Origin of the sequence: Winogradskyella arenosi (assembly GCF_003337305.1) — a bacterium.
In the GTDB taxonomy this organism is placed as follows: Bacteria; Bacteroidota; Bacteroidia; order Flavobacteriales; family Flavobacteriaceae; genus Winogradskyella; species Winogradskyella arenosi.
On sequence record NZ_QPJO01000003.1, the window covers coordinates 417,562 to 440,722 of the forward strand.

At 36.3% G+C, this 23,161-nt stretch carries 18 protein-coding genes; 5 read left to right on the forward strand and 13 right to left on the reverse strand.

The genetic code is table 11. The annotated features are described in order from the left end of the window. Positions 1-38 precede the first annotated feature (38 nt). Positions 39-2,873 (forward strand): M16 family metallopeptidase, encoded by a 2,835-nt coding sequence (locus DFQ08_RS10940; RefSeq protein WP_114310059.1) that lies wholly within the window; start codon positions 39-41, stop codon positions 2,871-2,873. Between the two features lie 298 nt (positions 2,874-3,171). Here DFQ08_RS10940 and rimO read toward each other — a convergent pair whose 3' ends face one another. Continuing rightward, complete coding sequence (gene rimO, locus DFQ08_RS10945; protein WP_114310060.1) at positions 3,172-4,476, reverse strand: 30S ribosomal protein S12 methylthiotransferase RimO; 1,305 nt, start codon at positions 4,474-4,476, stop codon at positions 3,172-3,174. A gap of 111 nt (positions 4,477-4,587) precedes the next feature. Here rimO and DFQ08_RS10950 point away from each other — a divergent pair, with 111 nt between their 5' ends. Next, a complete protein-coding gene (locus tag DFQ08_RS10950; RefSeq protein ID WP_114310061.1) occupies positions 4,588-5,658 on the forward strand; it encodes a serine hydrolase domain-containing protein in 1,071 nt (356 codons plus the stop codon). Positions 5,659-5,860: 202 nt separating this feature from the next. Here the strand turns inward: DFQ08_RS10950 and ftsY are convergent, their stop codons facing one another. The 12 genes from ftsY to recR form a co-directional block, all read right to left on the reverse strand. Then, positions 5,861-6,835 carry a signal recognition particle-docking protein FtsY gene (ftsY, locus tag DFQ08_RS10955; RefSeq protein ID WP_114310062.1) on the reverse strand — a complete coding sequence of 325 codons (975 nt, stop codon included), beginning with the start codon at positions 6,833-6,835 and terminating at the stop codon, positions 5,861-5,863. Between the two features lie 195 nt (positions 6,836-7,030). Beyond that, on the reverse strand, positions 7,031-7,183 hold the full coding sequence (locus DFQ08_RS10960) for a DUF4295 domain-containing protein (protein ID WP_008271041.1): 153 nt from the start codon (positions 7,181-7,183) through the stop codon (positions 7,031-7,033). Between the two features lie 6 nt (positions 7,184-7,189). Further along, on the reverse strand, positions 7,190-7,372 hold the full coding sequence (gene rpmG, locus DFQ08_RS10965) for a 50S ribosomal protein L33 (protein WP_114310063.1): 183 nt from the start codon (positions 7,370-7,372) through the stop codon (positions 7,190-7,192). A 32-nt stretch (positions 7,373-7,404) separates the two neighbouring features. Further along, a complete protein-coding gene (rpmB, locus tag DFQ08_RS10970; RefSeq protein WP_114310064.1) occupies positions 7,405-7,641 on the reverse strand; it encodes a 50S ribosomal protein L28 in 237 nt (78 codons plus the stop codon). A gap of 114 nt (positions 7,642-7,755) precedes the next feature. Next, positions 7,756-9,000, reverse strand: a complete 1,245-nt coding sequence (locus tag DFQ08_RS10975; protein ID WP_114310065.1) for a competence/damage-inducible protein A — start codon at positions 8,998-9,000, stop codon at positions 7,756-7,758. Positions 9,001-9,143: 143 nt separating this feature from the next. Then, the gene (locus DFQ08_RS10980; protein ID WP_114310066.1) at positions 9,144-9,485 is read right to left on the reverse strand and encodes an Hpt domain-containing protein; all 342 of its coding nucleotides are present in this window, start codon (positions 9,483-9,485) and stop codon (positions 9,144-9,146) included. Then, positions 9,486-10,097 carry a fumarylacetoacetate hydrolase family protein gene (locus tag DFQ08_RS10985; RefSeq protein WP_114310067.1) on the reverse strand — a complete coding sequence of 204 codons (612 nt, stop codon included), beginning with the start codon at positions 10,095-10,097 and terminating at the stop codon, positions 9,486-9,488. Between the two features lie 84 nt (positions 10,098-10,181). Beyond that, positions 10,182-10,958, reverse strand: a complete 777-nt coding sequence (locus tag DFQ08_RS10990) for a 3'-5' exonuclease (protein WP_114310068.1) — start codon at positions 10,956-10,958, stop codon at positions 10,182-10,184. Between the two features lie 222 nt (positions 10,959-11,180). Beyond that, positions 11,181-13,262 carry a hypothetical protein gene (locus DFQ08_RS10995; RefSeq protein WP_114310188.1) on the reverse strand — a complete coding sequence of 694 codons (2,082 nt, stop codon included), beginning with the start codon at positions 13,260-13,262 and terminating at the stop codon, positions 11,181-11,183. 372 nt (positions 13,263-13,634) lie between these two features. Continuing rightward, a complete protein-coding gene (locus DFQ08_RS11000) occupies positions 13,635-14,987 on the reverse strand; it encodes a dihydrolipoamide acetyltransferase family protein (protein WP_114310069.1) in 1,353 nt (450 codons plus the stop codon). 91 nt (positions 14,988-15,078) lie between these two features. Continuing rightward, complete coding sequence (locus DFQ08_RS11005) at positions 15,079-16,179, reverse strand: glycosyltransferase family 2 protein (RefSeq protein ID WP_114310070.1); 1,101 nt, start codon at positions 16,177-16,179, stop codon at positions 15,079-15,081. 7 nt (positions 16,180-16,186) lie between these two features. Then, positions 16,187-16,804: a recombination mediator RecR gene (gene recR, locus DFQ08_RS11010; RefSeq protein WP_114310071.1), complete on the reverse strand. Its 618-nt coding sequence runs from the start codon at positions 16,802-16,804 to the stop codon at positions 16,187-16,189. 168 nt (positions 16,805-16,972) lie between these two features. On the opposite strand from recR, the gene DFQ08_RS11015 reads away from it, so the two are divergent. The 3 genes from DFQ08_RS11015 (at position 16,973) to DFQ08_RS11025 (ending at position 23,158) form a co-directional block, all read left to right on the forward strand. Further along, positions 16,973-18,436, forward strand: a complete 1,464-nt coding sequence (locus DFQ08_RS11015; protein ID WP_114310072.1) for a sodium:solute symporter — start codon at positions 16,973-16,975, stop codon at positions 18,434-18,436. 142 nt (positions 18,437-18,578) lie between these two features. Continuing rightward, complete coding sequence (locus DFQ08_RS11020) at positions 18,579-21,821, forward strand: VCBS repeat-containing protein (protein ID WP_245935421.1); 3,243 nt, start codon at positions 18,579-18,581, stop codon at positions 21,819-21,821. 5 nt (positions 21,822-21,826) lie between these two features. Further along, a complete protein-coding gene (locus DFQ08_RS11025) occupies positions 21,827-23,158 on the forward strand; it encodes a vanadium-dependent haloperoxidase (RefSeq protein WP_114310073.1) in 1,332 nt (443 codons plus the stop codon). The last annotated feature ends 3 nt before the right edge of the window (positions 23,159-23,161 follow it).

Here is a 23,161-nt window from a genome sequence, read left to right on the forward strand (position 1 = left end):
GGACTTAAAAACCACCAGTTCCTTAAACTCTAATATTTATGAAACACCTTAAATCAAGTTTTTTATGTCTATGGGTCCTTTTCGGACTATGGTCTTGCCAAGATGCAACGGAGAAACCCGTACAAGACACAGAAGAAAACTTTAATGTCGATTTTGAAAAATTTACGCTAGACAATGGTTTACAAGTCATCCTTCACGTAGATCAATCAGACCCTGTGGTGGCTGTTGCCTTAACGGCTCACGTAGGATCAGCACGCGAAAAAGAAGGCCGCACAGGCTTTGCCCATTTATTTGAACACTTACTTTTCTTAGAATCTGAGAATTTAGGAAAAGGAGGTTTAGACCAAATGAGTGCTCGTATAGGAGGCTCGGGTGCCAACGGCTCTACAAGTCGCGATCGTACCAATTATTTTCAAACCGTCCCTAAAGATGCTTTAGAAAAAATGATTTGGGCTGAAGCTGATAAATTGGGCTATTTTATCAATACCGTAACTGAACCTGTTTTAGCCAAGGAAAAACAAGTAGTTAAGAATGAAAAACGCCAACGTGTAGATAACCAACCTTACGGATTTAATTCTAGCGTTATCAATAGTAATTTATATCCTGAAGGGCATCCCTACAGCTGGGAAGTTATCGGATCTTTAGAAGATTTACAGAATGCCACGTTAGATGATGTTAAAGAGTTTTACAAGCGCTGGTATGTACCTAATAATGTGACTTTAACTATTGCCGGAGATATTGATGTGGAACAAACCAAAGCCTGGGTAAAAAAATACTTTAATGAAATTCCTAAAGGTGAAGCGATTCCTAAAATAGAAAAACAACCCGTTACTTTAGACGCTATAAAGAAATTATACTATATTGATAACTTTGCGCAATTACCCCAACTCACTATGGCCTGGCCAGGGGTGCCAGAGTATGATAAAGACGCTTATGCCTTAAGTGTTTTAACGAATTATTTAGCACGAGGTAAAAAAGCGCCACTTAACAAAGTGCTTATTGACCAAGAGCAGCTTACCAACCGTGTTAGTTTCTATCAAAACAATGCTGAAATTGCCGGACAACTTATGTTAAATGTTACCGCTTTTAGTGGCAGCAACCTAAATGATGTTGCTGTAGCCATAGACAAGGCTTTTAAGGATTTTGAAACCCATGGTATTTCTGAAAGTGATCTCAACAGAATTAAAGCAGGACAAGAAACAGATTTCTACAGCGGACTTTCTAGTGTTTTAGGAAAAGGATTTCAGTTGGCACAATATGAAATTTTTGCCGGTGACCCTGACTATATTAACCAAGATGTGAAACACATCTTAGCGGTAACTTCGGAAGATGTAATGCGTGTGTACCAGACTTATATTAAAGATAAACCATATATCGCGACTAGTTTTGTTCCTCAAGGACAGCAAGACCTTATTCTAGAAAACTCAGAATTAGCGCAGGTGGTTGAAGAGCAAATTATAGAAGGTGCTGAAGATAGCTTTGATGCCAGTATTGCAGCGGACTACGAAAAAACTCCGAGTCTATTTGATCGCTCTCAAGAACCGCCTTATGGAGCGAGTCCGGATTTAGTGATCCCAAAAGTGTGGAAACAAGATTTAAGTTCAGGACTAAACGTATATGGTATTGAAAATACTGAAGTTCCTTTAGTTGAATTTGAATTGGAAATTAAAGGCGGATTACTTCTAGAATCTATTGAGAAGGTTGGTGTTTCCAATCTTATGGCCAAATTAATGAGTAAAGGCACGCAAAGTAAAACTCCTGAAGCTTTAGAAAACGCCATTGAAAGTTTAGGAGCTCAAATTTATAGCTATGCCAACACCAACAGTGTTACTATTGCCGGTACTACCTTAGCAAAACACTTTGATGCTACGATGGCTTTAATAACAGAAATGCTACTAGAACCACGATGGGATGAGGACGAATTTAGTTTATTAAAACAAAGTACGATTAGTAATATTCAACGCCAAAAAGGAAATCCTAATAGTATTGCTTCGCAAGTTTTTGCAAAACAAGTTTATGGTGAAGATCATATTTTAGCGTACAATCCACAAGGGACTGAAGCTTCTGTAAATACTATTACCATTCAAGATTTAAAAGACTATTATACGGAAAAACTGAGCCCTCAGTTGACTAATTTTCATGTGGTTGGTGCAATTTCTAAAACACAAGTTGTAGAGGCTTTAGAGCAACTGAATACCAAATGGGACTCTAAAACAGTGAATCTCCCTGACTTACCAACACCAGAATATCCAGAAACCTCTAAAGTTTATTTTTATGATGTACCTGGAGCAAAACAATCGGTTATAAAATTTGGTTACCCTTCATTAAAGGCTACTGATAGCGATTATTATGCTGCTACAGTAATGAATTACCGTTTAGGTGGCGGAAGTTTTGCTTCACAATTAACACAAGAATTACGTGAAGGAAAAGGGTACACCTATGGTATTCGTTCTAGTTTTGATGCTGATGCTTACAGTGGTGAATTCACCATTAATAGTAGTGTAAGAACGAATGTGACTTACGAATCGGCCGCCCTAGTGAAAACCATTTTAGAAAATTACGGGCCTAACTATAACGCTAAGGATTTAGAAATTACGAAAGGATTTACCTTAAAAAGTAGTGCTCGCGCTTTTGAAACTTTAGGATCTAAATTACAAATGCTTAGCAAGATTAGTAACTTGGGTTACGCTGACGATTATGCAAAACAACGCCAAAGCATTGTAAGGAACCTTACGGTAGACGATGTAAAGGCCTTGATTGAAACTTACATTAAACCTAATAAAATGATATATGTAATTGTTGGGGATGCTAAAACGCAACTCAACAAATTAGAAGCTTTAGGTTTTGGAGCTCCTATTCTATTAAATCCATAAGAGGATAGCCTTAGCATATCTCTTCTAAAAATTAATAGGCCCATTCTAATACGATATAGAATGGGCCTATTTTTTGTTTTCATTTATACGTCTCAATAAAACTTGTAGCGTTTAAATTGACTATAAATATAGCATAATAAATGAATTAGCGATGTAATGCCAATTGATACAGCAAAGCTGCTATAACGAGATAAGTAAACAGCATTATCAGTCGCATTTGGTTTCTTCTTATAGGAGTCATATAAAAAATATTTTGATAATACTTAGACTCAAAAACCAAACTAAAGTCACACTTTATTTAACTAACAACCTCACCATATAGGTCAAAATCCTCAGCTTCAATAACTTTAATCTTAGCGAATTCTCCTGTTTTTAAATACGTTGTAGAGGCGTCAATTAAAACTTCGTTATCCACGTCTGGAGAATCAAATTCTGTTCTTCCGACAAAATAATTTCCTTCTTTTCTATCGATAACCACTTTAAATTCTTTTCCTATTTTCTCTTGATTTAACTCCCAAGAAATTTGAGATTGAATTTCCATGATTTCATTAACACGTTCCATTTTCACATCTTCAGGAACATCATCTTCAAGATTATAAGCGTGTGTATTTTCTTCATGCGAATAGGTAAAACAACCTAAACGCTCAAAACGCATGGCTTTAACCCAGTCCCTAAGCAACTCAAAATCTTCTTGAGTTTCACCAGGATACCCAACAATTAAAGTTGTTCGTATGGTCATTTCTGGTACTTTAGCTCTAAAATCTTGAAGTAACTTTGTGGTTTTAGCTTCTGTAGTCCCACGACGCATACTTTTTAAGATAGCATCAGAAATATGTTGTAACGGAATATCTAAATAGTTACAAACTTTAGGCTCACGTTTCATAACGTCTAAAACATCCATCGGGAAACCTGTTGGAAATGCATAATGCAAACGGATCCATTCAATACCTTCAACCTTCACTAAATTTTCTAATAACTCCGCAAGGTTTCTCTTCTTATAGATATCTAAACCGTAGTAGGTTAAATCTTGGGCAATAAGAATTAATTCTTTAACGCCATTAGCGGCTAATTTTTCAGCTTCAATAACTAATTCTTCAATAGGTGTACTCTTATGTTTTCCACGCATTAAAGGAATGGCACAAAAACTACAAGGTCTATCACAGCCTTCAGCAATTTTTAAGTACGCATAATTTTTAGGTGTTGTAGTTAAACGCTCCCCAATAAGTTCATGCTTATAATCGGCACCAAGTGCTTTTAGTAAACCTGGTAATTCTGTAGTTCCAAAATACTGATCTACATTAGGAATTTCTTTTTCTAAATCTGGCTTATAACGTTCGCTTAAACATCCTGTTACAAAAACCTTATCAACCTCTCCTTCTTCTTTTTTCTGCATGTACTCCAAAATGGTGTTCACACTTTCTTCTTTGGCATTATTGATAAATCCACAGGTATTAATCACTACGACGTTACCTTCTTGCTCGTGGACCACTTCTTTTCCACTTGCTTTCAACTGCCCCATTAACACTTCGCTATCGTAAACATTCTTACTACAGCCTAAGGTTATCACGTTGATTTTATTCTTTTTAATGGTCTTTGTTCTCATGCTTATTTATAAATCAGTTTGCAAAGATACGGAATGATTTACGATAATTGGTTGCTCCTTAGCTCAATTAAACGTTTTGTATCTTGAAGGGTCTAATTAAAAACCGGATTTATGAAACCAATCTATACGCTTATATTAGGGGTCTGCCTTTTAGGTGTTCTATCATGCTCTACAGATGACTCCTCTGTTACAGTGCCTTCAACTGACCTTTACTTTCCGCCTAATAATTCTGATACTTGGGAGACCACTGCCGCAGAAGACTTAAATTGGGACACGAGCCAATTGCCTGATTTATTAGCATTTTTAGAAGAAAAGAACTCAAAAGCTTTTATCATATTACACCAAGGAAAAATTGTGGAAGAGCATTATTTTAATTCACATAACAGTACCACGCCATGGTATTGGGCAAGTGCCGGAAAAACACTAACAACCGCGGTTACGGGTATTGCTGAAGCAGAAGGTCTAATTGACCTTCAATCCAACGTTTCTGATTATTTAGGCACAGGATGGACCAATGCGCCTAGTAACAAAGAAGCCCTTATTACAAATGAACATCTTTTGCAAATGACCTCAGGTTTAGATGACGGTCTTGGTGATGGTACTTCACCTAGTGATTTACAATATCTTGAAGATGCAGGACAACGTTGGGCGTATCATAATGTGTATGTCAAACTTCAAGATGTTATTGCAACGGCAAGTCTAGAGACTTGGTCTAATTACTTTAATGGTGCGTTAAAAACTAAAATAGGAATGTCGGGTGCTTGGTTAAATGGAGATGACTTTAATGTATACTGGAGTACAGCACGAAGTATGGCGCGTTTTGGACTCTTATCTTTAGCCAATGGCAATTGGAATGGCGAACAAATTGTTCCCGAATTGTTTATGTATGACGCCACTCACGCCACACAAACCCTCAATGAAGCTTATGGCTACTTATGGTGGCTAAACGGAAGCGGTACTTATCGCTTACCCCAAACGCAATACGAATTTCAAGGCGCATTAATTCCCAATGCACCAAGTGACATGTTTGCGGCTCTAGGAAAAAATGATCAAAAGATTTATGTAATCCCAAGTCAAGAATTGGTTATCATTAGAATGGGTGAGGCTGCTGACGAAGAAAATTTTGCCCTCTCAAATTTTGATAACGAACTTTGGGAGAAACTTAATGCCTTTATGAATTAGGGCATTTTGCAATGAATTCTCAACTACCGTTACCCTATTAGCTAAGAAGAATATCCTAGCGTTTCAGCGTTAGAAGTCGGTAGCTATACGGTGTATGCCAATAGTTGTGCTTACACGAGAAAGTGATAAAACGTAAACCGGTCATTTCAGTTTAAAGCGTTAACATTTTAAACTGAAACAACCGGACGATATAAAGTTTTTATTATTTGAAGAAAGAATCGACGAATTCATATTTATTAAAGACTTGCAAATCTTCAATGCCTTCACCTACTCCAATATATTTTACAGGAATTTGAAATTGATCACTAATACCAATGACAACCCCACCTTTTGCGGTCCCATCTAATTTGGTTACGGCTAAAGAGGTCACTTCGGTTGCGGCTGTAAATTGTTTGGCTTGTTCAAAGGCGTTTTGCCCTGTAGATCCGTCTAAAACTAACAAGACATCATGCGGCGCGTCTCCGACTACTTTTTGCATCACACGCTTGACCTTAGTCAACTCATTCATCAAGTTAATCTTATTGTGTAAACGTCCTGCGGTATCAATAATAATCACATCTGCATCTTGACTCACTCCAGATTTAAGTGCATCAAAAGCTACAGAAGCGGGATCAGAGCCCATTTCTTGTCTAATCATAGGCACCTCTACTCGATCTGCCCATACTTGTAATTGGTCTATAGCAGCCGCTCTAAATGTATCTGCAGCACCAAGAACCACTTTTAAACCTTGTTTTTTAAATTGGTAGGCTAATTTTCCAATTGTTGTTGTTTTTCCTACGCCATTAACACCAACAACCATAAGCACATAAGGGGTTTTAGAACCATCGGCTTGTTTAGGAAGTTGAGGAATAACATAATCGGTTTCTTCTCCAGATTTTGTTTCGGATAAAAGCGCCGCAATTTCTTCTCTTAAAATTTTATTAAGTTCTGAAGTTCCTAAGTATTTATCTTGCGCAACACGCGCTTCAATACGGGTAATAACTTTTAATGTGGTATTGACACCAACATCACTAGTCACTAAAATTTCTTCAAGATTATCTAAAACGTCATCATCAACTTTAGACTTTCCTGCAACCGCTTTATTAAGTTTAGTAAAGAAAGAGGTTTTAGATTTTTCTAAGCCTTTATCTAAGGTCTCTTTTTTTTCAGAGGAGAATATTTTTTTAAAAAAACTCATTTGTATAATTCTATTTATACAACACTTAGACAGAAGTATGAATTCTGTTTTAATCGTATTGTTATTCAATTTTGTAACAAACAATAATCTTGCCGATAACAATTTACTGTTAACTTGTCAGACGTTTTCAAATATAAACATAAAAAAACTGCTTTCAAATGAAAGCAGTTTTATAAATCTCTATAGAAATAAAGATTATTTTTTGTTTAAAAAGTCATTGACAAATTCTGGTGCCATTACTGATTCTACAAACATGTAAGCTCCAGTTTTAGGTGACTTCACCATTTTTATCGCTTTTGTCAAACGCTTTGATCCTGTCTGTAAAGACGCTACTGATTTCTTTGCCATGATTTATTATTTTATCTCTTTATGAACTGTCATACGCTTAAGGATAGGATTAAATTTCTTAATCTCCATACGATCTGGCGTATTCTTCTTATTTTTTGTTGTAACATATCTTGATGTTCCTGGTTGACCAGAAGCCTTGTGCTCTGTGCACTCTAAGATAACTTGTATTCTATTTCCTTTTTTTGCCATTGTAAATCGACTTAAGCGTTAACTAAACGCTATTATTTATAAAATCCTTTTGCTCTAGCTTCTTTTAACATCGCATCGATACCAATCTTGTTGATTGTTTTTAACGCTGACGTTGAAACTTTTAATGTTACCCACTTATCTTCTTCAGGAATATAAAAACGTTTCTTAATCAAGTTTGCATCAAACTTGCGTTTAGTTTTATTCATTGCGTGAGAAACATTGTTTCCAACCATCGCTTTCTTCCCAGTAAGTTCACAAACTCTTGACATTGTATTCTTTCTTTAGGTGTATTATTGTTTTCTGTTTACTCCAAATCCAATAATGGATATTTTAAACAAGGGTGCAAATTTAATAAAAGTTTGCGTTTCAACAAATATAAATCACTACTTTTTTAAAATTTCTTTTTGAAGCATGCTAAAAGCCTTATTTGTGGCTCTACCAATCACGTTTTCACGATGCTTTCCGAAGTTAAATTCTTCAGATATAACATAGTCTTTTGTAGCAATGGCAATATGTACGGTTCCCACTTCGGCATCCGAATCACCTTTTGCAGGTCCGGCATTACCCGTAGTGCTTATGGCATAGTCGGACTCAAACATGCTTCTTATATTTTGCGCCATAGCTTCTGCCACGGCCTTACTTACTACTGAATGTTCTTCTATGAGCGCTTCAGGAATTCCTAAGAGTTTCACTTTAGAAGCCGTTGCATACGGCACTAAACCACCTTTAAAAAAAGCTGAAGATCCTGCGTTTGCTGTAAAGGACTGACTAATAAATCCTCCAGTACAACTTTCTGCCACGGCCAAAGTTTTCCCCATAGCAATTAAACGTTGTCCTATAAGGGCTTCTATAGATCGGTCTTCTTCATACCCCACAAAAACATCTTCAATTTGAGGCAATAGCAAATTGACTTGGCGTTGTACTTCTTCTTCTACAAGCACTTTATCTTCTGCTTTTGCTGATAAACGTAAGCGTACACGCCCTAAACTTGGTAAGTACGCTAGTTTTATATAATGTGGTAAATTATCTTCCCAAGCTTCTATACGTTCTGCCAAAGCACTTTCACCAAGACCATAGGTTAATATGGTTTTATGCATAATGTAAGGAAACTTAAACTGCGCTCTTAAATTAGGAATAACCTGCTCCGTTATTAAGGCTTTCATTTCAAATGGCACGCCGGGTAAAGAGACAAATACTTTTCCATTCTTTTCTAACCACATTCCTGGAGCTGTACCGTTATGATTCATTAAGACCTTACACTTAGAAGGTACTAAGGCTTGGTGTTTATTAACGGTTAATAAAGGCGACTTATATTTTGAAAAAATACGTTCTACATTTTCTAAAACGTCTTGATCTTCGACTAAAACATCATCAAAATATTCGCAAATGGTATGCTTGGTTATATCGTCTTTAGTAGGTCCTAGTCCTCCGGTAACAATAATGATATCGGCATTTTCTTCGGCTTCTTTAAGCGCTTTTAAGATATGAGATTTTTCGTCTTGAACGGAAGTAATTTGATAAATTGAAATTCCTATTTTATTAAATTCCTTTCCTAGAAATGCTGAATTTGTATCAACAATCTGTCCGATTAGGATTTCATCACCAATCGTAATTATTTCTGCTTGCATGGGGTAAGTTCTGTTATTTTCTTTTTAAAAGAAGGTCTGCTTACAAAGCTTAAAACACATTTAGCGGTGGTAATATTAAAGGGATCAACGCTATAACGGCCTAAAGTAAGACTGAAACCATTTTGAGAATTGTAGCCTAGGGCTTAAAGTCCGAAATCGGCTTTAATTTCATTGGTTGCATTTTCTACTGCGGTAAGTACCGTTTGCAATTCTGCGGTAATGTCTTTTTCAGTTTGCTCAAATTTCCCCCAGTCTTGAACTTCAATTAAGGTTTCTAAAACTCCTAATTCAAATAAATCTATCGTAGGTTTCATTTTATGCGCGGCCTGATACACATCTTTATAATCTTTTTTTGGTACTCCAACTTTTAAACGCTCGGCGTCTACCGGAACTTCTTCCAAAAATGCAGCTGCAATGGCAGATACGAAATCCTCATCATTATCAGCTAACTCTCGTACACGATCTAATTTATAATATTGTGACATTTATTTAATTTTTATTGAAAACATTTCCTCGTCCTCAAGGTATCCTTTTAATTGATCTTCTGCAAACACTTTACCGACACCTGCTGGCGTTCCTGTAAATATAATATCTCCAATTTTTAACGTAAAATATTGAGAAACATACGCAATGAGTTCATCAATTTTCCAAAGCATAAGCTCTGTATTTCCTTCTTGGACGACTTCTTCGTTTTTTGTTAATTTAAAGGAAAGGTTATCTACCGACGTCAATTGCGTTTTTGGCAACCATTTCCCTACTACTGCTGCCCCATCAAAAGCTTTTGCTTTTTCCCAAGGTAAGCCTTTTGCTTTTAACTGCGCTTGTAAATCTCGCGCTGTAAAATCAATTCCTAAACCAATTTCATCATAGTATTTGTGTGCAAACTTTTTAGCGATGTGTTTACCTACTTTATTAATTTTCACTAAGACTTCAACTTCATGGTGCACTTCATCAGAAAAATCTGGAATAAAAAATGGTTGTTTCTTCAACAAAATAGCGGTGTCTGGTTTTAAAAACACGACCGGATCTGTTGGTTTTTCATTTTCTAGTTCGTTAATGTGATCGGTATAATTACGACCTATACAGATTAGTTTCATATAGCTATGCGTCCTATTCGGATAGAAATTTTATTAATTTTTAAGCCTGATTCTTCAACTAAACGTCTTTAAAAACGCCCGTGATTAGCTTAACTTATTATTAAACTGACTTAATTTAATTGCGGTTAATACTTTTTTGGTGTACAACGGAAAATCGGCATTGAGCAACCATCCAAAATACCCAGGTTCTTTATCTAAGACCTCTAACACGCGTTTTCCTTTATGTTTTCCGAATGAAAAACACTCCTCACCTTCTTTGTTATAAATGATGAAGCCAGCGAAATCTGCGAATTTTTTACGCGAACTAAATTCAGCCAAAAACTTTGTATCATTTTCTAGCTCTTCATACTTATCTAACTGTGCTTTTAAAACCTCGTAAGTAGCCTTTGTATCGGCTTCTGCACTGTGTGCATCTTCAAGACTTTTATTACAGTAAAATTTATAAGCCGCCACTAAAGTACGTTGTTCCATTTTATGAAAAATGGTTTGCACGTCTACAGATTGGGTGTTTTTCATATCAAAATCGACCTCTGCCCGTAACATTTCTTCCGCTAACAACGGAATATCGAAACGGTTAGAATTAAAGCCTCCTAAATCGGAATCTTTAATAAGGTTATAGATTTCTTTTGATAATTCTTTAAACGTAGGTTTATCTGCCACATCAGCATCTGAAATTCCATGAATTGCGGTAACCTCTGCAGGGATTGGCATTTCAGGATTTACAACCCAAGTTTTTGCGAGTTCTTTTCCATCAGGAAAGACTTTAAGAATAGAAATCTCTACGATTCGATCTTTTGAAATATTCACTCCTGTGGTTTCTAAATCGAAAAAACAGATTGGCTTAGATAAATTCAGTTGCATTGGCTATTTAATTTGTGCAAAGGTAATTAGATTCTTTTAAAAAGACTTCTTCGGTCCTTAAAACATATAAAAAATCGCACAGCCATAAACCTACAGTAAGGCTTTCTGCGCTGGCAATTTCGAGATTAAAAATAAAAGAGTACAGTTTTTACACCTGTACTCTTCTTATAATAGTGCTCAATTCTGTTGAGCGTTTCATGTAGAACTTAAAGCCGTCTTGGTTTAGAGTGCCTCTTTCAATAAGTCGGGTTCACTTAGAATTAATTCAATTTTTCTTATGATCACAGTAATCTGATTCATTTGGGCTTCAATATTTCTAAAGAATAAACTGATATCTCGGTTCACCCAACTTTCAGAAATAACTCTAGCACCTAAGCTAATTCTTAACACCGCACTTTGAAGATCGTTACGGTACTTTACATTTACCGCCTGACCGATATGACATTTCTGCCCTGCCAATCTCACAATCTCTAAAGGTGAGCCTTCAAATAAATCTGAAATATCGGAGTTTAAAAGCGTGTACAGCTTTTTAACCTGATTTACCGATAGCACATCTTTATTTTGTAAAATAAAGAACGGAAATATGGTTCTGAAATTACCAATACCAAATTCTTTATTATTGTAACTATTAGGTTTTGTTTCCTCACCATATAAGGGTTCTAAGAATGTGGCATCTGCAATAGAATCTTCCACAAAATTACAGAACATTTCAATTCCCATATTTCTATAGAGAATTGGCGTTTTATAATACCGATCCATTTCTACAATAGCGGCATTCCAACGCATATAAGAACCGTAATTAAACCCTTCTGATAAAGCTTTTGAACAGAACCAAGACTTTGGCCAATCGGAATGGTTATAATATTGAGTTAATCCTTTTGGTAATGGCAGTTTGGCCGCTTGTATTTGCTGGCTCACACTTTCCGGTAAAATTAAAACCCCAGCATAAGGAGGTCCTGTAAAATATTTACTTCCGGTGGTAGAAACAATATAACCTTTTTCTAAATAGGCCTGAATATCTGCAGGATCTAAACGCAATTGAGCAGCATCTACAATAACTTGCATAGAAACGTCTTTAAGCGCATCTAAATCTTGCATCATTTTTTCACTTGGCGACTGGTATCCTAATTTAGAGTGATCCATAACATGTAAAACCACATGTCTGCCTAATTTATTAGTTTCAGTAATCGCTGTAAAAACCTCTTTGTCTAATTGATCATCCGATTTTAACTTCCCATTCTCATCTCTAAAGGTGATTTTGATGAGCTCTACATCTCTAAACCCTTCAATTTTATCTCCTTTTTTAATAGGAACATTAAGCGCTGTAGTATTTTCGAAATGACAACCTTTTAATGCTGCTGGTACACCACTTCCTGTTTCATCGGAAGCTACAAGCACATGAGTAATTTCTTTATCGGTAACAATTTGTGTGATTGCTGCAATTTGAAGCGAAGCATCGGTTCCTGAAGGTGAAAAGATAATTTCGCAGGCATCATTTAATTTAAAAATGTTTTTCAGGTTATTCTTTAATAATTCTGAAAACTCAGTTGTGGTTTTCTTAAAACCATTTTTCAAACTGTTTTTTATAAGAATGCTTCTAACTTTATCTGTTTTATCAAAAGCAAAGTTAGAGACACTCGTAGCCGTAGAAGACGCAAAAGTAAAAGCCTCTGGTCTTGGAAACGGACGACAACCGTACTTATTTAATAAAGCAACCTCATCAATATTCAATCTTAAATCCCCACCAGACATTAATAAATATTCGGTTGGTTTGGCCAAATTCTCTACGATTGGTCCCCAAGATTCTTCAAATGTATTTTCAGAATGATCTAAACTATGAAATCCCTGTAAACCTTCGTGTTGTAATAAGGTTTCAGGACTTAAATCTTCATCGTTCTTAAATAATTCAATTAAGAAGTAATTTAAAGATTTTAATTTCTCTTTATCTTCTTTAGGTAAAAGCTGGTAAAAAATACGAGTCACTTCAAAAGCTGCAATATCACATAAAGCCGCATCGTCAGCCTTATTACTTAAAGCCTTATACCACAATTGCCATTCTATACCGTACCTTAAGTACACTAAGGCTAATACTGGATTTTTTAAATACGCTTCCCCAATAATAATTGACTTATTCGGGACTATTTTAAAAACATCCGGTACAGAGCTTGAAGTAATAATATTAATATTGTTCAGTTTTGGAACGGTATTAAAACGTTTTAAAACATGAACTAGATAATTTACATTATCTCTTTCAAACAGACTTGTTCTTTTATATTGATTTTCAATAATTACATTATTTGTCATAGATGCTTTAATTTTTTCGTCTTTACAAACGAGGTGCTCATACACAAGTGCGGAGTCTTTAATTTGATTCGCTTTATAAGGCCGTTTTTAGGTAGCCTTATAAAATTTCGATAAAAATAGCTTTATTTTAAAAATTTGAAACCATTAGGCTTTTAATTTATTCCATCTTGAAGTACGCAGCAAGCCGTTTAAAACTTAATCCGAACTTTATCCTGTTACTCCTAAGAGACCTAAACACTATGCTTTCATACCTTTAGGACGCCCTCCCAAAGCTCATAAAAAAAGCATAGTCTTAAAACTATGCTTTTTTTTAATCTTTAAATAAAATTAATAGATTTTATTTTATCAGTCATGCTAAAAGCAAGCGCTAATTTATATTTCTCGGTTAGGATCCCAAGCTTCTAAATAATCTTTAACCGCTTTTACAAATTGCCCTCCTAATGCCCCATTAACAACTCTATGGTCGTATGAGTGTGACAAGAACATTCTGTAACGGATCCCCACGTAATCACCTTCTGGTGTTTCTACTACAGCAGGTACTTTTCTAATCGCTCCTAAAGCTAAGATACCCACCTGTGGTTGATTAATAATAGGAGTTCCCATAATACTACCAAATGTACCTACATTGGTTACCGTATAGGTTCCGCCTTGAATATCATCAGGGTTTAATTGGCCCATACGCGCTCTGTTTGCTAAATCATTAACACGTTTTACCATGCCAAGTAAGTTTAACTGATCGGCGTTTTTAATTACAGGTACAATTAAGTTACCATCTGGTAAGGCTGCAGCCATACCTACATTGATCGCTTTCTTTTTTATAATCTTATCTCCTTCAACTGAAATATTCATTAAAGGGAAATCTTTAAGCGCTTTAGCAATCGCTTCCATAAAGATTGGTGTAAAGGTTAGGTTTTCACCTTCACGCTTTACAAACTCATTTTTAACTTTCTTTCTCCAGTTCCAGATCTTGGTAACATCGGCTTCAATGAAAGACTGCACATGTGCAGAAGTTTGTACCGATTCTACCATATATTTAGAAATGAGCTTCCCCATTCTAGACATTTCAATAATCTCATCGCCTCCATCAGTAAGTACAGCATTCGTTGCTGGCACCTCTGCTGTAGGACTTTCTTTAACATTTACTGCCGCTGCTTTATTCTGCGCGGTCCCTGTTTCAGAATTTAACGCCTTGCTTGGTGCTGATGTACGTGATTTTAAATAGGCTTTAATATCATTTTTAGTGACACGAGCATCTTTACCTGTGCCTTGAATGGTATCTAATTCCGCTTGAGAAATACCTTCTTTTTTTGCTATATTTTTAACTAAAGGCGAATAAAAACGACCTTCAGTAGACACTACAGGTTCTACGGTTTCTTTAGCCGCTTCTACGGTGTTTGCTATTTCTGCAACTTCTTTAGGTGCTGTTTCTTCAACCTTAGGTTCTTCTGTACTGTCTTCAGCTTTCACCTCTACAGTATCACCACCTTCAGTTTGGATTATTGCTATAACTTGTCCCACTTGCACCACATCATCCACGTTAAATAGTTTTTCAACTAAAACGCCATCCACTTCACTTGGTACTTCGCTATCTACTTTATCTGTAGCAATTTCTAAAACCGCTTCATCGGCTTCAATAGTATCTCCAACATCTTTAAGCCACGAGGTTATTGTTGCTTCTGCAACACTTTCTCCCATCTTAGGTAACTTAAGTTCAAAATTTGCCATATCATTAATTTGTAGGTCCTTATTTGCTAATCGCGTGCAAAATTACTAAAAAAATACGTGTTTTTCTGAATTTAATTCAACAAAAAACATTTCAGAAGCGTAAAACCTCTCCTCTACTACTTGCACTATCGCTTCCGAGGATAAATTTACAGTTTTTTGAAAGAAATCTAAACACAATTGTGTCTTGTTTAGCATTTCGTTTCATATCCGCCATTACTGCACTAGGCTTCAATAATTTAAAATCGTACACCACCATACTTTCATTTTTAACCTGAGAGGTTAGCTGTTCTAAAACATGAGGTGATTGCGGTAATTGTTCAATTAAAGCAGGGTCTAAATGCTGCGTATAAGCATAAACATGACGAACAGGAATACTAGCCGTTTTGCTTTGGGGACGCATCAATTGCGCCATTTTAATCCCTAACCAAACCATCGCACTCATAAAAACATGCTTTTTAAAATGCTTTTTATAAAAAATCTGCATAGCGCCATAAAAACGCTTTGCATACTGAGCATCTTTTAAGGTACTCTCGCCCTTAAAATGAATTACCGAGGTGGCTCCATAATAGAAATTATGATACCCGGCGTTCTTCACCTTGTAAGACAAGTCAATATCCTCACCGTACATAAAATAGGCTTCGTCAAAACCACCTACCTCTTGGTACACTGCTCTTTTCATCCACATAAATGCGCCTACCAAAATAGCTACCGGCCCAACAGCATCGGTTTGCAAATGGTTGGCATAATAAGCATCCGTGCAGCCTATCACTTTTTGAAAAGCGACTTTAGGGGTTGGAATATGACGTTTACTTTCTGGAAGAAACTGCCCTCGACCATCTATGAGTTGACAACCCACAATACCGATATTTTCTTGCTCTGCAGAAAAGTCCAAAAGCTTTACAAAGCTGTCTTCAGATACAATAGTATCTGGATTTAAAATACAAAGATACTCGCCTTTAGCTTGGGCGACAGCCTTATTATTTCCTTTTGAAAATCCGGAGTTTTCTTTATTTTCAATTAAATGTACAGACGGAAAAAGCTGTTTCACCATAGCACAGCTATCATCAGAAGAATGATTATCAATCACTATAATTTCAGCATCAATATTTGCTATCGCGGTTTCAACGCTTCGAAGACAAACTTCTAAAAAGTAGCGCACATTATAATTTAAAATAACAACAGAAAGTTTCAAATTTAGATTAAGATTTTAGGGACGCTTCAAAAGGAATCCGGTCTATAATACTACGTCCTAGTGTAACCTCATCCGTATATTCTAATTCATTTCCGGCTGCCACACCTCTCGCAATTGTAGAAGTTGACACATTATAATCTTGAATTTGTCTAAAAATGTAAAAGTTAGTGGTATCGCCTTCCATCGTTGGACTCATAGCAAAAATTAATTCTTTCACCTTACCTGCTTTTACTTTTTCTACCAAAGAGGAAATATTTAGATCTTGTGGACCAATACCATCCATCGGTGAAATTTTCCCTCCAAGCACGTGATAGAGTCCCTTAAAAGAACTGGTATTCTCTACAGCCATGACATCTCTAATATCTTCAACCACACAAATTAATTCGCTATTACGACTAGGGTTGGCGCAGATTTCACACAAAATAGTATCACTAATATTATGACAGGATTTACAGAAGTTAATTTCTGAACGCACTTTAGTTAAAGCCTTGGCCAATTGAAAAGTTTGATTCTCGGGTTGTCGTAACATATGCAAAACCAAACGCAATGCGGTACGCTTACCAATGCCTGGTAATTGCGCCATTTCATTAACCGCATTCTCTAAGAGTTTAGATGAAAATTCCATAGCCGCGAAGGTACTGATTTTTACAGATAAAAAAGTAACCCATTTAAAAGTCTCTTAACCCCATTAAAATTTAAAAGACGACACTTTTTTAATAATTAAGTCTGTTTTTTAAGATTCCTTTTTTACAAATACATTACTTTCATACTTTATTTTAAAAATTAGATCCGCATGTCTCCAACCGCCATACTCTTCTTAATTGTATGCTATTTTGCTATCCTTATCGTCGTCTCTTATTTCACCGGAAAAGAAGACTCTAATGCCGCTTTTTTTAAGGCCAATAAATCAGCACCATGGTATTTGGTAGCTTTCGGAATGATTGGCGCCTCCTTATCTGGAGTTACCTTTATCTCGGTTCCAGGAGCCATAGCCACAAAACAATTTGGGTATTTACAAGTAGTGTTTGGCTACTTTTTTGGGTATTTAATAATCGCTTATGTTCTGCTTCCGCTTTATTATAGACTGAATCTCACCTCTATATATACCTATTTAAAAGATCGCTTTGGTATTACCAGTTATAAAACAGGCTCTGTAGCATTTCTTATTTCTAGAACTGTGGGTGCCGCATTTAGACTCTTTTTAGTCGCTAAGGTCTTGCAACTTCTTGTTTTTGATCTCTTTCATATTCCTTTTACAATTACGGTAATGATTACAATTGCCTTAATTTGGCTCTACACCTTTAAAGGCGGTATTAAGACCATTATTTTTACAGATACACTACAAACACTTTTTATGTTGGTTTCTGTAGTGGTTACTATTGTGTTTTTAGCTTCAGCCTTAGACTTTAATAGTATTGGAGAACTTGTAACGTTTACACAAGACAGCTCTTTGAGCAAAGTTTTCTTTTTTGAAGACAGCAATGATGCACAGTATTTCTGGAAGAGCTTCTTATCTGGTATATTTATCACCATCACTATGACGGGTTTAGACCAAGATATGATGCAAAAAAACTTAACCTGTAGAACCCTTAAAGATGCACAGAAGAATATGATCACTTTTAGTGTGGTTCTTATTTTTGTTAACATCTTGTTCTTAGTCTTAGGGTTAATGCTCACCGAATACGCCGCAGCCAATGGCATCACGGCTTCAAAAGACGACCTTTTCCCTACCATTGCAATGCTGCCAGAAATAGGTATCGTAACGTCTGCTTTTTTCTTACTTGGTTTAATTGCAGCTGCTTATTCTAGTGCCGATTCGGCATTAACCTCATTAACCACAGCATTTTGTTTTGACATATTAGACATTGAAAATAAAAAAGAAACCCAGCGTAAAAGCTTAAGAAAACAGGTCCATATTGGATTTAGTATTGCCCTCATTTTAGTCATCCTATTATTCGACTTTATTTTTACTGATGTTTCAGTGATTTGGGAACTATTTAAAGCTGCAGGTTATACCTATGGTCCTTTATTAGGTTTATTTGCTTTTGGATTATTAACAAAATTTCAAATCAAAGATCGTTGGGTCTGGGTTATTGCCATTGCAGCGCCTTTAATTTCCTACTTCTTAAACCTGTATTCTAAAGAATTATTCAACGGTCATGAAATCGGATTCGAAATCCTAATTTATAATGGATTTTTGATGTTTTTAGGACTATTATTGATAAAAACTAATAAAAAAGAAAAACATACTGATTAAATATCACAATCGACTTGACTATTTTCAGAAAAATCAATAATTTTAACAACACTTTTTTAAAAATTCAGCAAATGTTAAAGCTATGTTAAATAAACGTTAATAAAAGTGTTATTTTTATCGCATTGACCAACTCAAACCAGCAATGCGTAAATTAATATTTGCTTTATCAACACTTGCACTTTTATCTGCTTGTACAGAACAGCAACCCACAAAAGTTTCACCACATATACTTCAAAATTTAAGCCCTTTAGATACTGGGGTTGATTTTGCTAATATGGTATCTGAAGATGCCGAACATAGCATCATCAACTACATCTATTATTATAACGGTGGCGGCGTTGCTTCTGGTGATGTTAACAATGATGGACTTCCTGATTTATATTTTGTTTCTAATACAGGTGAAAACAAACTCTACCTCAACCTTGGCGATTTAAAATTTAAAGATGTCTCAAAGACAGCTCAGATTAGCGGGAATTCAAGCTGGAATACAGGAGTTACTATGGTTGATATTAATAATGATGGGTTATTAGACATCTATGTTTGTGCCGTTTCTGGACTTCTAGATTTTGAAGGGCATAATGAACTCTTTATTAACAATGGCGATGGTACCTTCACAGAAAATGCCAAAGCTTACGGCCTCGATTTTAAAGGTTACTCTACCCAAGCCTACTTCTTTGATTATGATAAAGACGATGACTTGGATGTTTATATTGTTAACCACGCGGTGCACACCACACTATCACATGGTAAAGCAGAATTAAGACACGAGAGAAAACCTTTAGTAGGTGATGTTTTACTCAATAATAACAACGGTGTTTTTGAAGATGTCAGCGAGACTGCAAAAATCTTTGGTGGTGAAAATGGGTACGGCCTAAGCGCCTCCATCGCAGATTTCAATAATGATGGTTGGGACGACATCTATGTCTGTAACGACTTTCATGAAGATGATTATTATTACCTCAACAACCAAGACGGCACATTTTCTGAAGAACTTGGAAAAGCCTTTAGTACTATAAGCCGCTTTTCAATGGGCAGCGATGTGGCCGATATTAATGGGGATGGTTACCAAGACCTCATTACCTTAGATATGCTCCCTAATGACGAGCGTACCTTAAAAGAAACAGAAGGCGATGATGTTATGTTTAATATACAGGCGCACTTAAAAAAACTAGGCTATAAAGATCAATATGCCCGAAATATGCTTCAGCTTAATCATCAGGGGCAATATTTCCAAGAAACAGCATTATTTAACAAAGTTGCTGCAACAGATTGGAGTTGGTCCCCCCTTTTTGCCGATTTTAATAATGACGGGCATCAAGATTTATTTATAACCAACGGAATCTTTAGACGCCCTAATAGTTTAGATTTTAAAAAATATGTTTCCAATGCTTTTAGAGGACGTTCTGAACATGAAGCTTTAGCATGGCTTTATAATTCTATTGGGGAAATGCCAAGTGGTAAAGTCACCAACGAAATTTACCAGGGCAACTCAAAACAATTTGAACGCCAAACCGGTCAGTGGATTGAAGACACACCTAGCCTTTCTAATGGCTCTATTTATGTAGATTTGGATGGAGACGGTGATTTAGAACTGATAACTAACAATTTTGGTGCTGCCGCAAGTATATACAAAAATAATACCGACACCTCTAAAAACTATATCGCATTAGACTTTAAGTATAAAGGCGCTAACCAAGAAGGCATTGGCCTTAAAGCCACAATTTATAGCAACAATAAATCACAATTAAAACAATTATTTAGATCTCGCGGCTTCTCCTCTTCGGTCAACAACCAACTCCACTTTGGACTAAACGAAGCCACAACTATCGATTCTCTCGTAATCGTATGGCCCAACCAAAAGGTTCAGACAATTAAAAACCCTAAAATTAATCAAACTTTAACGGTGAATTATTCCGAACAGAGTCGAACGTATCACCCAGAATCCCCTTCAGATTTAGCAAGCACATTTAAGAAAGCGTCTTTTATAGACTTCACCCATCAAGAAGATCATTACAATGATTTCTCTGAGGAAAAACTAATCCCTTATAGGATTTCGACCTTAGGACCGGCTCTAGCTAAAGCTGATATTGACAATAACGGTTATGAAGATATTTTTATAGGGAATAGCTCCGGAAAGAAAGCTCAATTATTTCTGAACAACGGGCATCATTTTACCCCTTTACATATGAAAGCTATAGAAAATGATTCGCTTTTTGAAGATAACGATGCCGAATTTTTCGATGCTGATAATGATGGTGATTTGGATCTTTACATCGCCTCTGGAATCCAAGAAGAACAGCTTGAAGAATTTCAGGTAGACCGACTGTACATCAATGACAACGGGCAGTTTAAACGCTCTCAGTCTCAAATTCCTTTAAATCCTCTAGTAACCACAGTTGTGAGCGCGTATGATTTTGATTCCGATAACGACATGGATCTTTTTATAGGAAACCACTCTGATGCCCATGATTTTGGACAAGCCGTCTCCTCGTATATTTTAGTTAACGACGGAACAGGGCATTTTACAAAACAGCCTAATTTTGAAGTAGAATCTAAAGTTACCAGCGCGCGTTGGGAAGACATTAATGGCGACCAATTAAAAGACTTATTAGTTGCTACGGAATGGGATGCACCCAAAATTTTCTTAAACCAAAGCGGAACCTTAACCCCAACCATCGTACCTCAGCAGCTTAATGGTCTGTGGCAAACCGTTAGCACTTACGATATAGACAAAGATGGCGACCAAGATATTTTATTAGGTAATTGGGGCTTAAATACTAAATTCAACCTCAACTTTGATGGTCCATTACAGCTTTATCATTCTGACTTTGATCAAAATGGAAAAAATGAAACGCTTTTAGCCTACAATAAAGGAGGCTACTACTACCCGTTAAACACTAAAGACGAACTCGCCTCGCAGATGAATGTGATTAATAGAATTTACACGAAACATAAAAGTTATGCTGGTAAAACCATTGAAGAAGCCCTGACTAAAACCACTATCAATAGTGCTAAAAAGTTTGAAGTGCACCAATTAGCTTCAGGCTATATAAGAAATGACCATGGGCAGTTTAATACGTTTATTCCTTTTGACGATGCTTTACAATTAGCCCCGATTACCATATTTTTAAATGTCAACGTAAAGAATGAATCACAGCTTATGGTGGCCGGAAACTCTACTAAGCTAAACAGCTATCACGGTGCTTACACGGCTTTAAAAGGCCTTTTATTAAAAAATGAAAATGATTATAAATTGATTTCAGACTACGGAATGGCTCCGATACATACGCAAGTAAAACAATTAGAAACTCTAAAGATGAAGGATGAAAATTTAATCTTAATCCTTTCTAACGACGATAATTTACTACTTTATACCTACAAGTAATCCCTATGAAACAGTTTTATTTCTCCCTTTCGTTATTAATTGTAGTGCTCTTTTCATCATGTAACACAGAAAACCCTACTATTGAAATTTCTAGTGAAGATTACCACCATGCTGTAGATAAACTCACCCAAATTATGGTACATGATATATTTTCTCCTCCTGTAGCGAGCAGAATTTACACCTATTCTAATATTGCGGCCTATGAAACCTTAAACCAAGAGAGTTCCAACTATCATTCTTTAAGCGATCAACTAAACAACTTGTCGGTCATTAATCCAACAAAAACGAACGATAAAGTGAATTTAAAATTAGCGTCACTCATTGCGTATTTAGACGTTGCTAAAGATTTGGTGTTTTCAAAAGAAGCGATTACCACTTACAGAGATAGCTTATACCAACATTGGAATACGCTTAATCCTGATGAATTAGAAGCTGCTCAAACTTATGGCACAACCATCTCCCAACAAGTAACAACTTGGATGCAAAAAGACCAGTATGCCGAAACCCGCACCATGCCTAACTACAACATTTACTCTGATGATCCTTCGAGATGGCAACCTACACCTCCTTCATACACCACAGGCATAGAGCCCCATTGGAGTAAAATTAGACCTTTTGTTTTAGATTCTGCAGCGCAATTTAAACCTCAAAGACATCCTGAGTTTTCATTAGAGAAAGACAGTCCGTTTTACAAAGAGGTTATGGAGGTATACACGGTTAATCGTGAGATGTCACAAAAAGGCGACGAGAGCCCAGAGGTTCTTATTGCTAAGTTTTGGGACTGTAATCCTTTTGTTTCTGTAAATAAAGGCCACTTTATGTTTGCGGTAAAGAAAATTACACCCGGAGCGCATTGGGTAGGCATCTGTAAAATTGCCTGCAGACAAACAAAGACCGATTTTGAAAAAACCGTTTACGCCTACACCAAAATCTCATTAGGTATTGCCGATGCCTTTATAAGTTGCTGGGATGAAAAATACCGAAGCAATTTGGTACGTCCTGAAACATTAATCAACGCTTATATAGACAAATCTTGGGCGCCGGTCTTGCAAACTCCTCCCTTTCCGGAATATACCAGCGGGCATTCGGTGGTCTCAGGGGCATCTTCAGAAATATTAACCTCTATTTTTGGTGAGGATTTTTATTTTGAAGACCTCACGGAAGTACAATACGGTTTACCCATTAGACCTTTCAATTCCTTTAGAGCAGCAGCCCAAGAGGCGGCGTTGAGTCGGCTTTACGGAGGTATTCATTATAGATCCGCTATAGATATTGGCCTTGATCAAGGGATTAAAGTGGGGACTTTAGTAAATACCAAAGTTAAATTTCTAAAATAATAA

Excerpts from the sequence above, each read along its gene's own strand:
- DFQ08_RS10995 (WP_114310188.1), bottom strand. The coding sequence starts at position 13,262 with ATGACAAATAATGTAATTATTGAAAATCAATATAAAAGAACAAGTCTG.
- rimO (WP_114310060.1), bottom strand. The coding sequence starts at position 4,476 with ATGAGAACAAAGACCATTAAAAAGAATAAAATCAACGTGATAACCTTA.
- DFQ08_RS10975 (WP_114310065.1), bottom strand. The coding sequence starts at position 9,000 with ATGCAAGCAGAAATAATTACGATTGGTGATGAAATCCTAATCGGACAG.
- DFQ08_RS10960 (WP_008271041.1), bottom strand. The coding sequence starts at position 7,183 with ATGGCAAAGAAATCAGTAGCGTCTTTACAGACAGGATCAAAGCGTTTG.
- DFQ08_RS10990 (WP_114310068.1), bottom strand. The coding sequence starts at position 10,958 with ATGCAACTGAATTTATCTAAGCCAATCTGTTTTTTCGATTTAGAAACC.
- DFQ08_RS11015 (WP_114310072.1), top strand. The coding sequence starts at position 16,973 with ATGTCTCCAACCGCCATACTCTTCTTAATTGTATGCTATTTTGCTATC.
- rpmG (WP_114310063.1), bottom strand. The coding sequence starts at position 7,372 with ATGGCAAAAAAAGGAAATAGAATACAAGTTATCTTAGAGTGCACAGAG.
- ftsY (WP_114310062.1), bottom strand. The coding sequence starts at position 6,835 with ATGAGTTTTTTTAAAAAAATATTCTCCTCTGAAAAAAAAGAGACCTTA.
- DFQ08_RS11025 (WP_114310073.1), top strand. The coding sequence starts at position 21,827 with ATGAAACAGTTTTATTTCTCCCTTTCGTTATTAATTGTAGTGCTCTTT.
- DFQ08_RS11020 (WP_245935421.1), top strand. The coding sequence starts at position 18,579 with ATGCGTAAATTAATATTTGCTTTATCAACACTTGCACTTTTATCTGCT.
- rpmB (WP_114310064.1), bottom strand. The coding sequence starts at position 7,641 with ATGTCAAGAGTTTGTGAACTTACTGGGAAGAAAGCGATGGTTGGAAAC.
- DFQ08_RS10940 (WP_114310059.1), top strand. The coding sequence starts at position 39 with ATGAAACACCTTAAATCAAGTTTTTTATGTCTATGGGTCCTTTTCGGA.
- recR (WP_114310071.1), bottom strand. The coding sequence starts at position 16,804 with ATGGAATTTTCATCTAAACTCTTAGAGAATGCGGTTAATGAAATGGCG.
- DFQ08_RS10950 (WP_114310061.1), top strand. The coding sequence starts at position 4,588 with ATGAAACCAATCTATACGCTTATATTAGGGGTCTGCCTTTTAGGTGTT.
- DFQ08_RS10980 (WP_114310066.1), bottom strand. The coding sequence starts at position 9,485 with ATGTCACAATATTATAAATTAGATCGTGTACGAGAGTTAGCTGATAAT.
- DFQ08_RS11000 (WP_114310069.1), bottom strand. The coding sequence starts at position 14,987 with ATGGCAAATTTTGAACTTAAGTTACCTAAGATGGGAGAAAGTGTTGCA.
- DFQ08_RS10985 (WP_114310067.1), bottom strand. The coding sequence starts at position 10,097 with ATGAAACTAATCTGTATAGGTCGTAATTATACCGATCACATTAACGAA.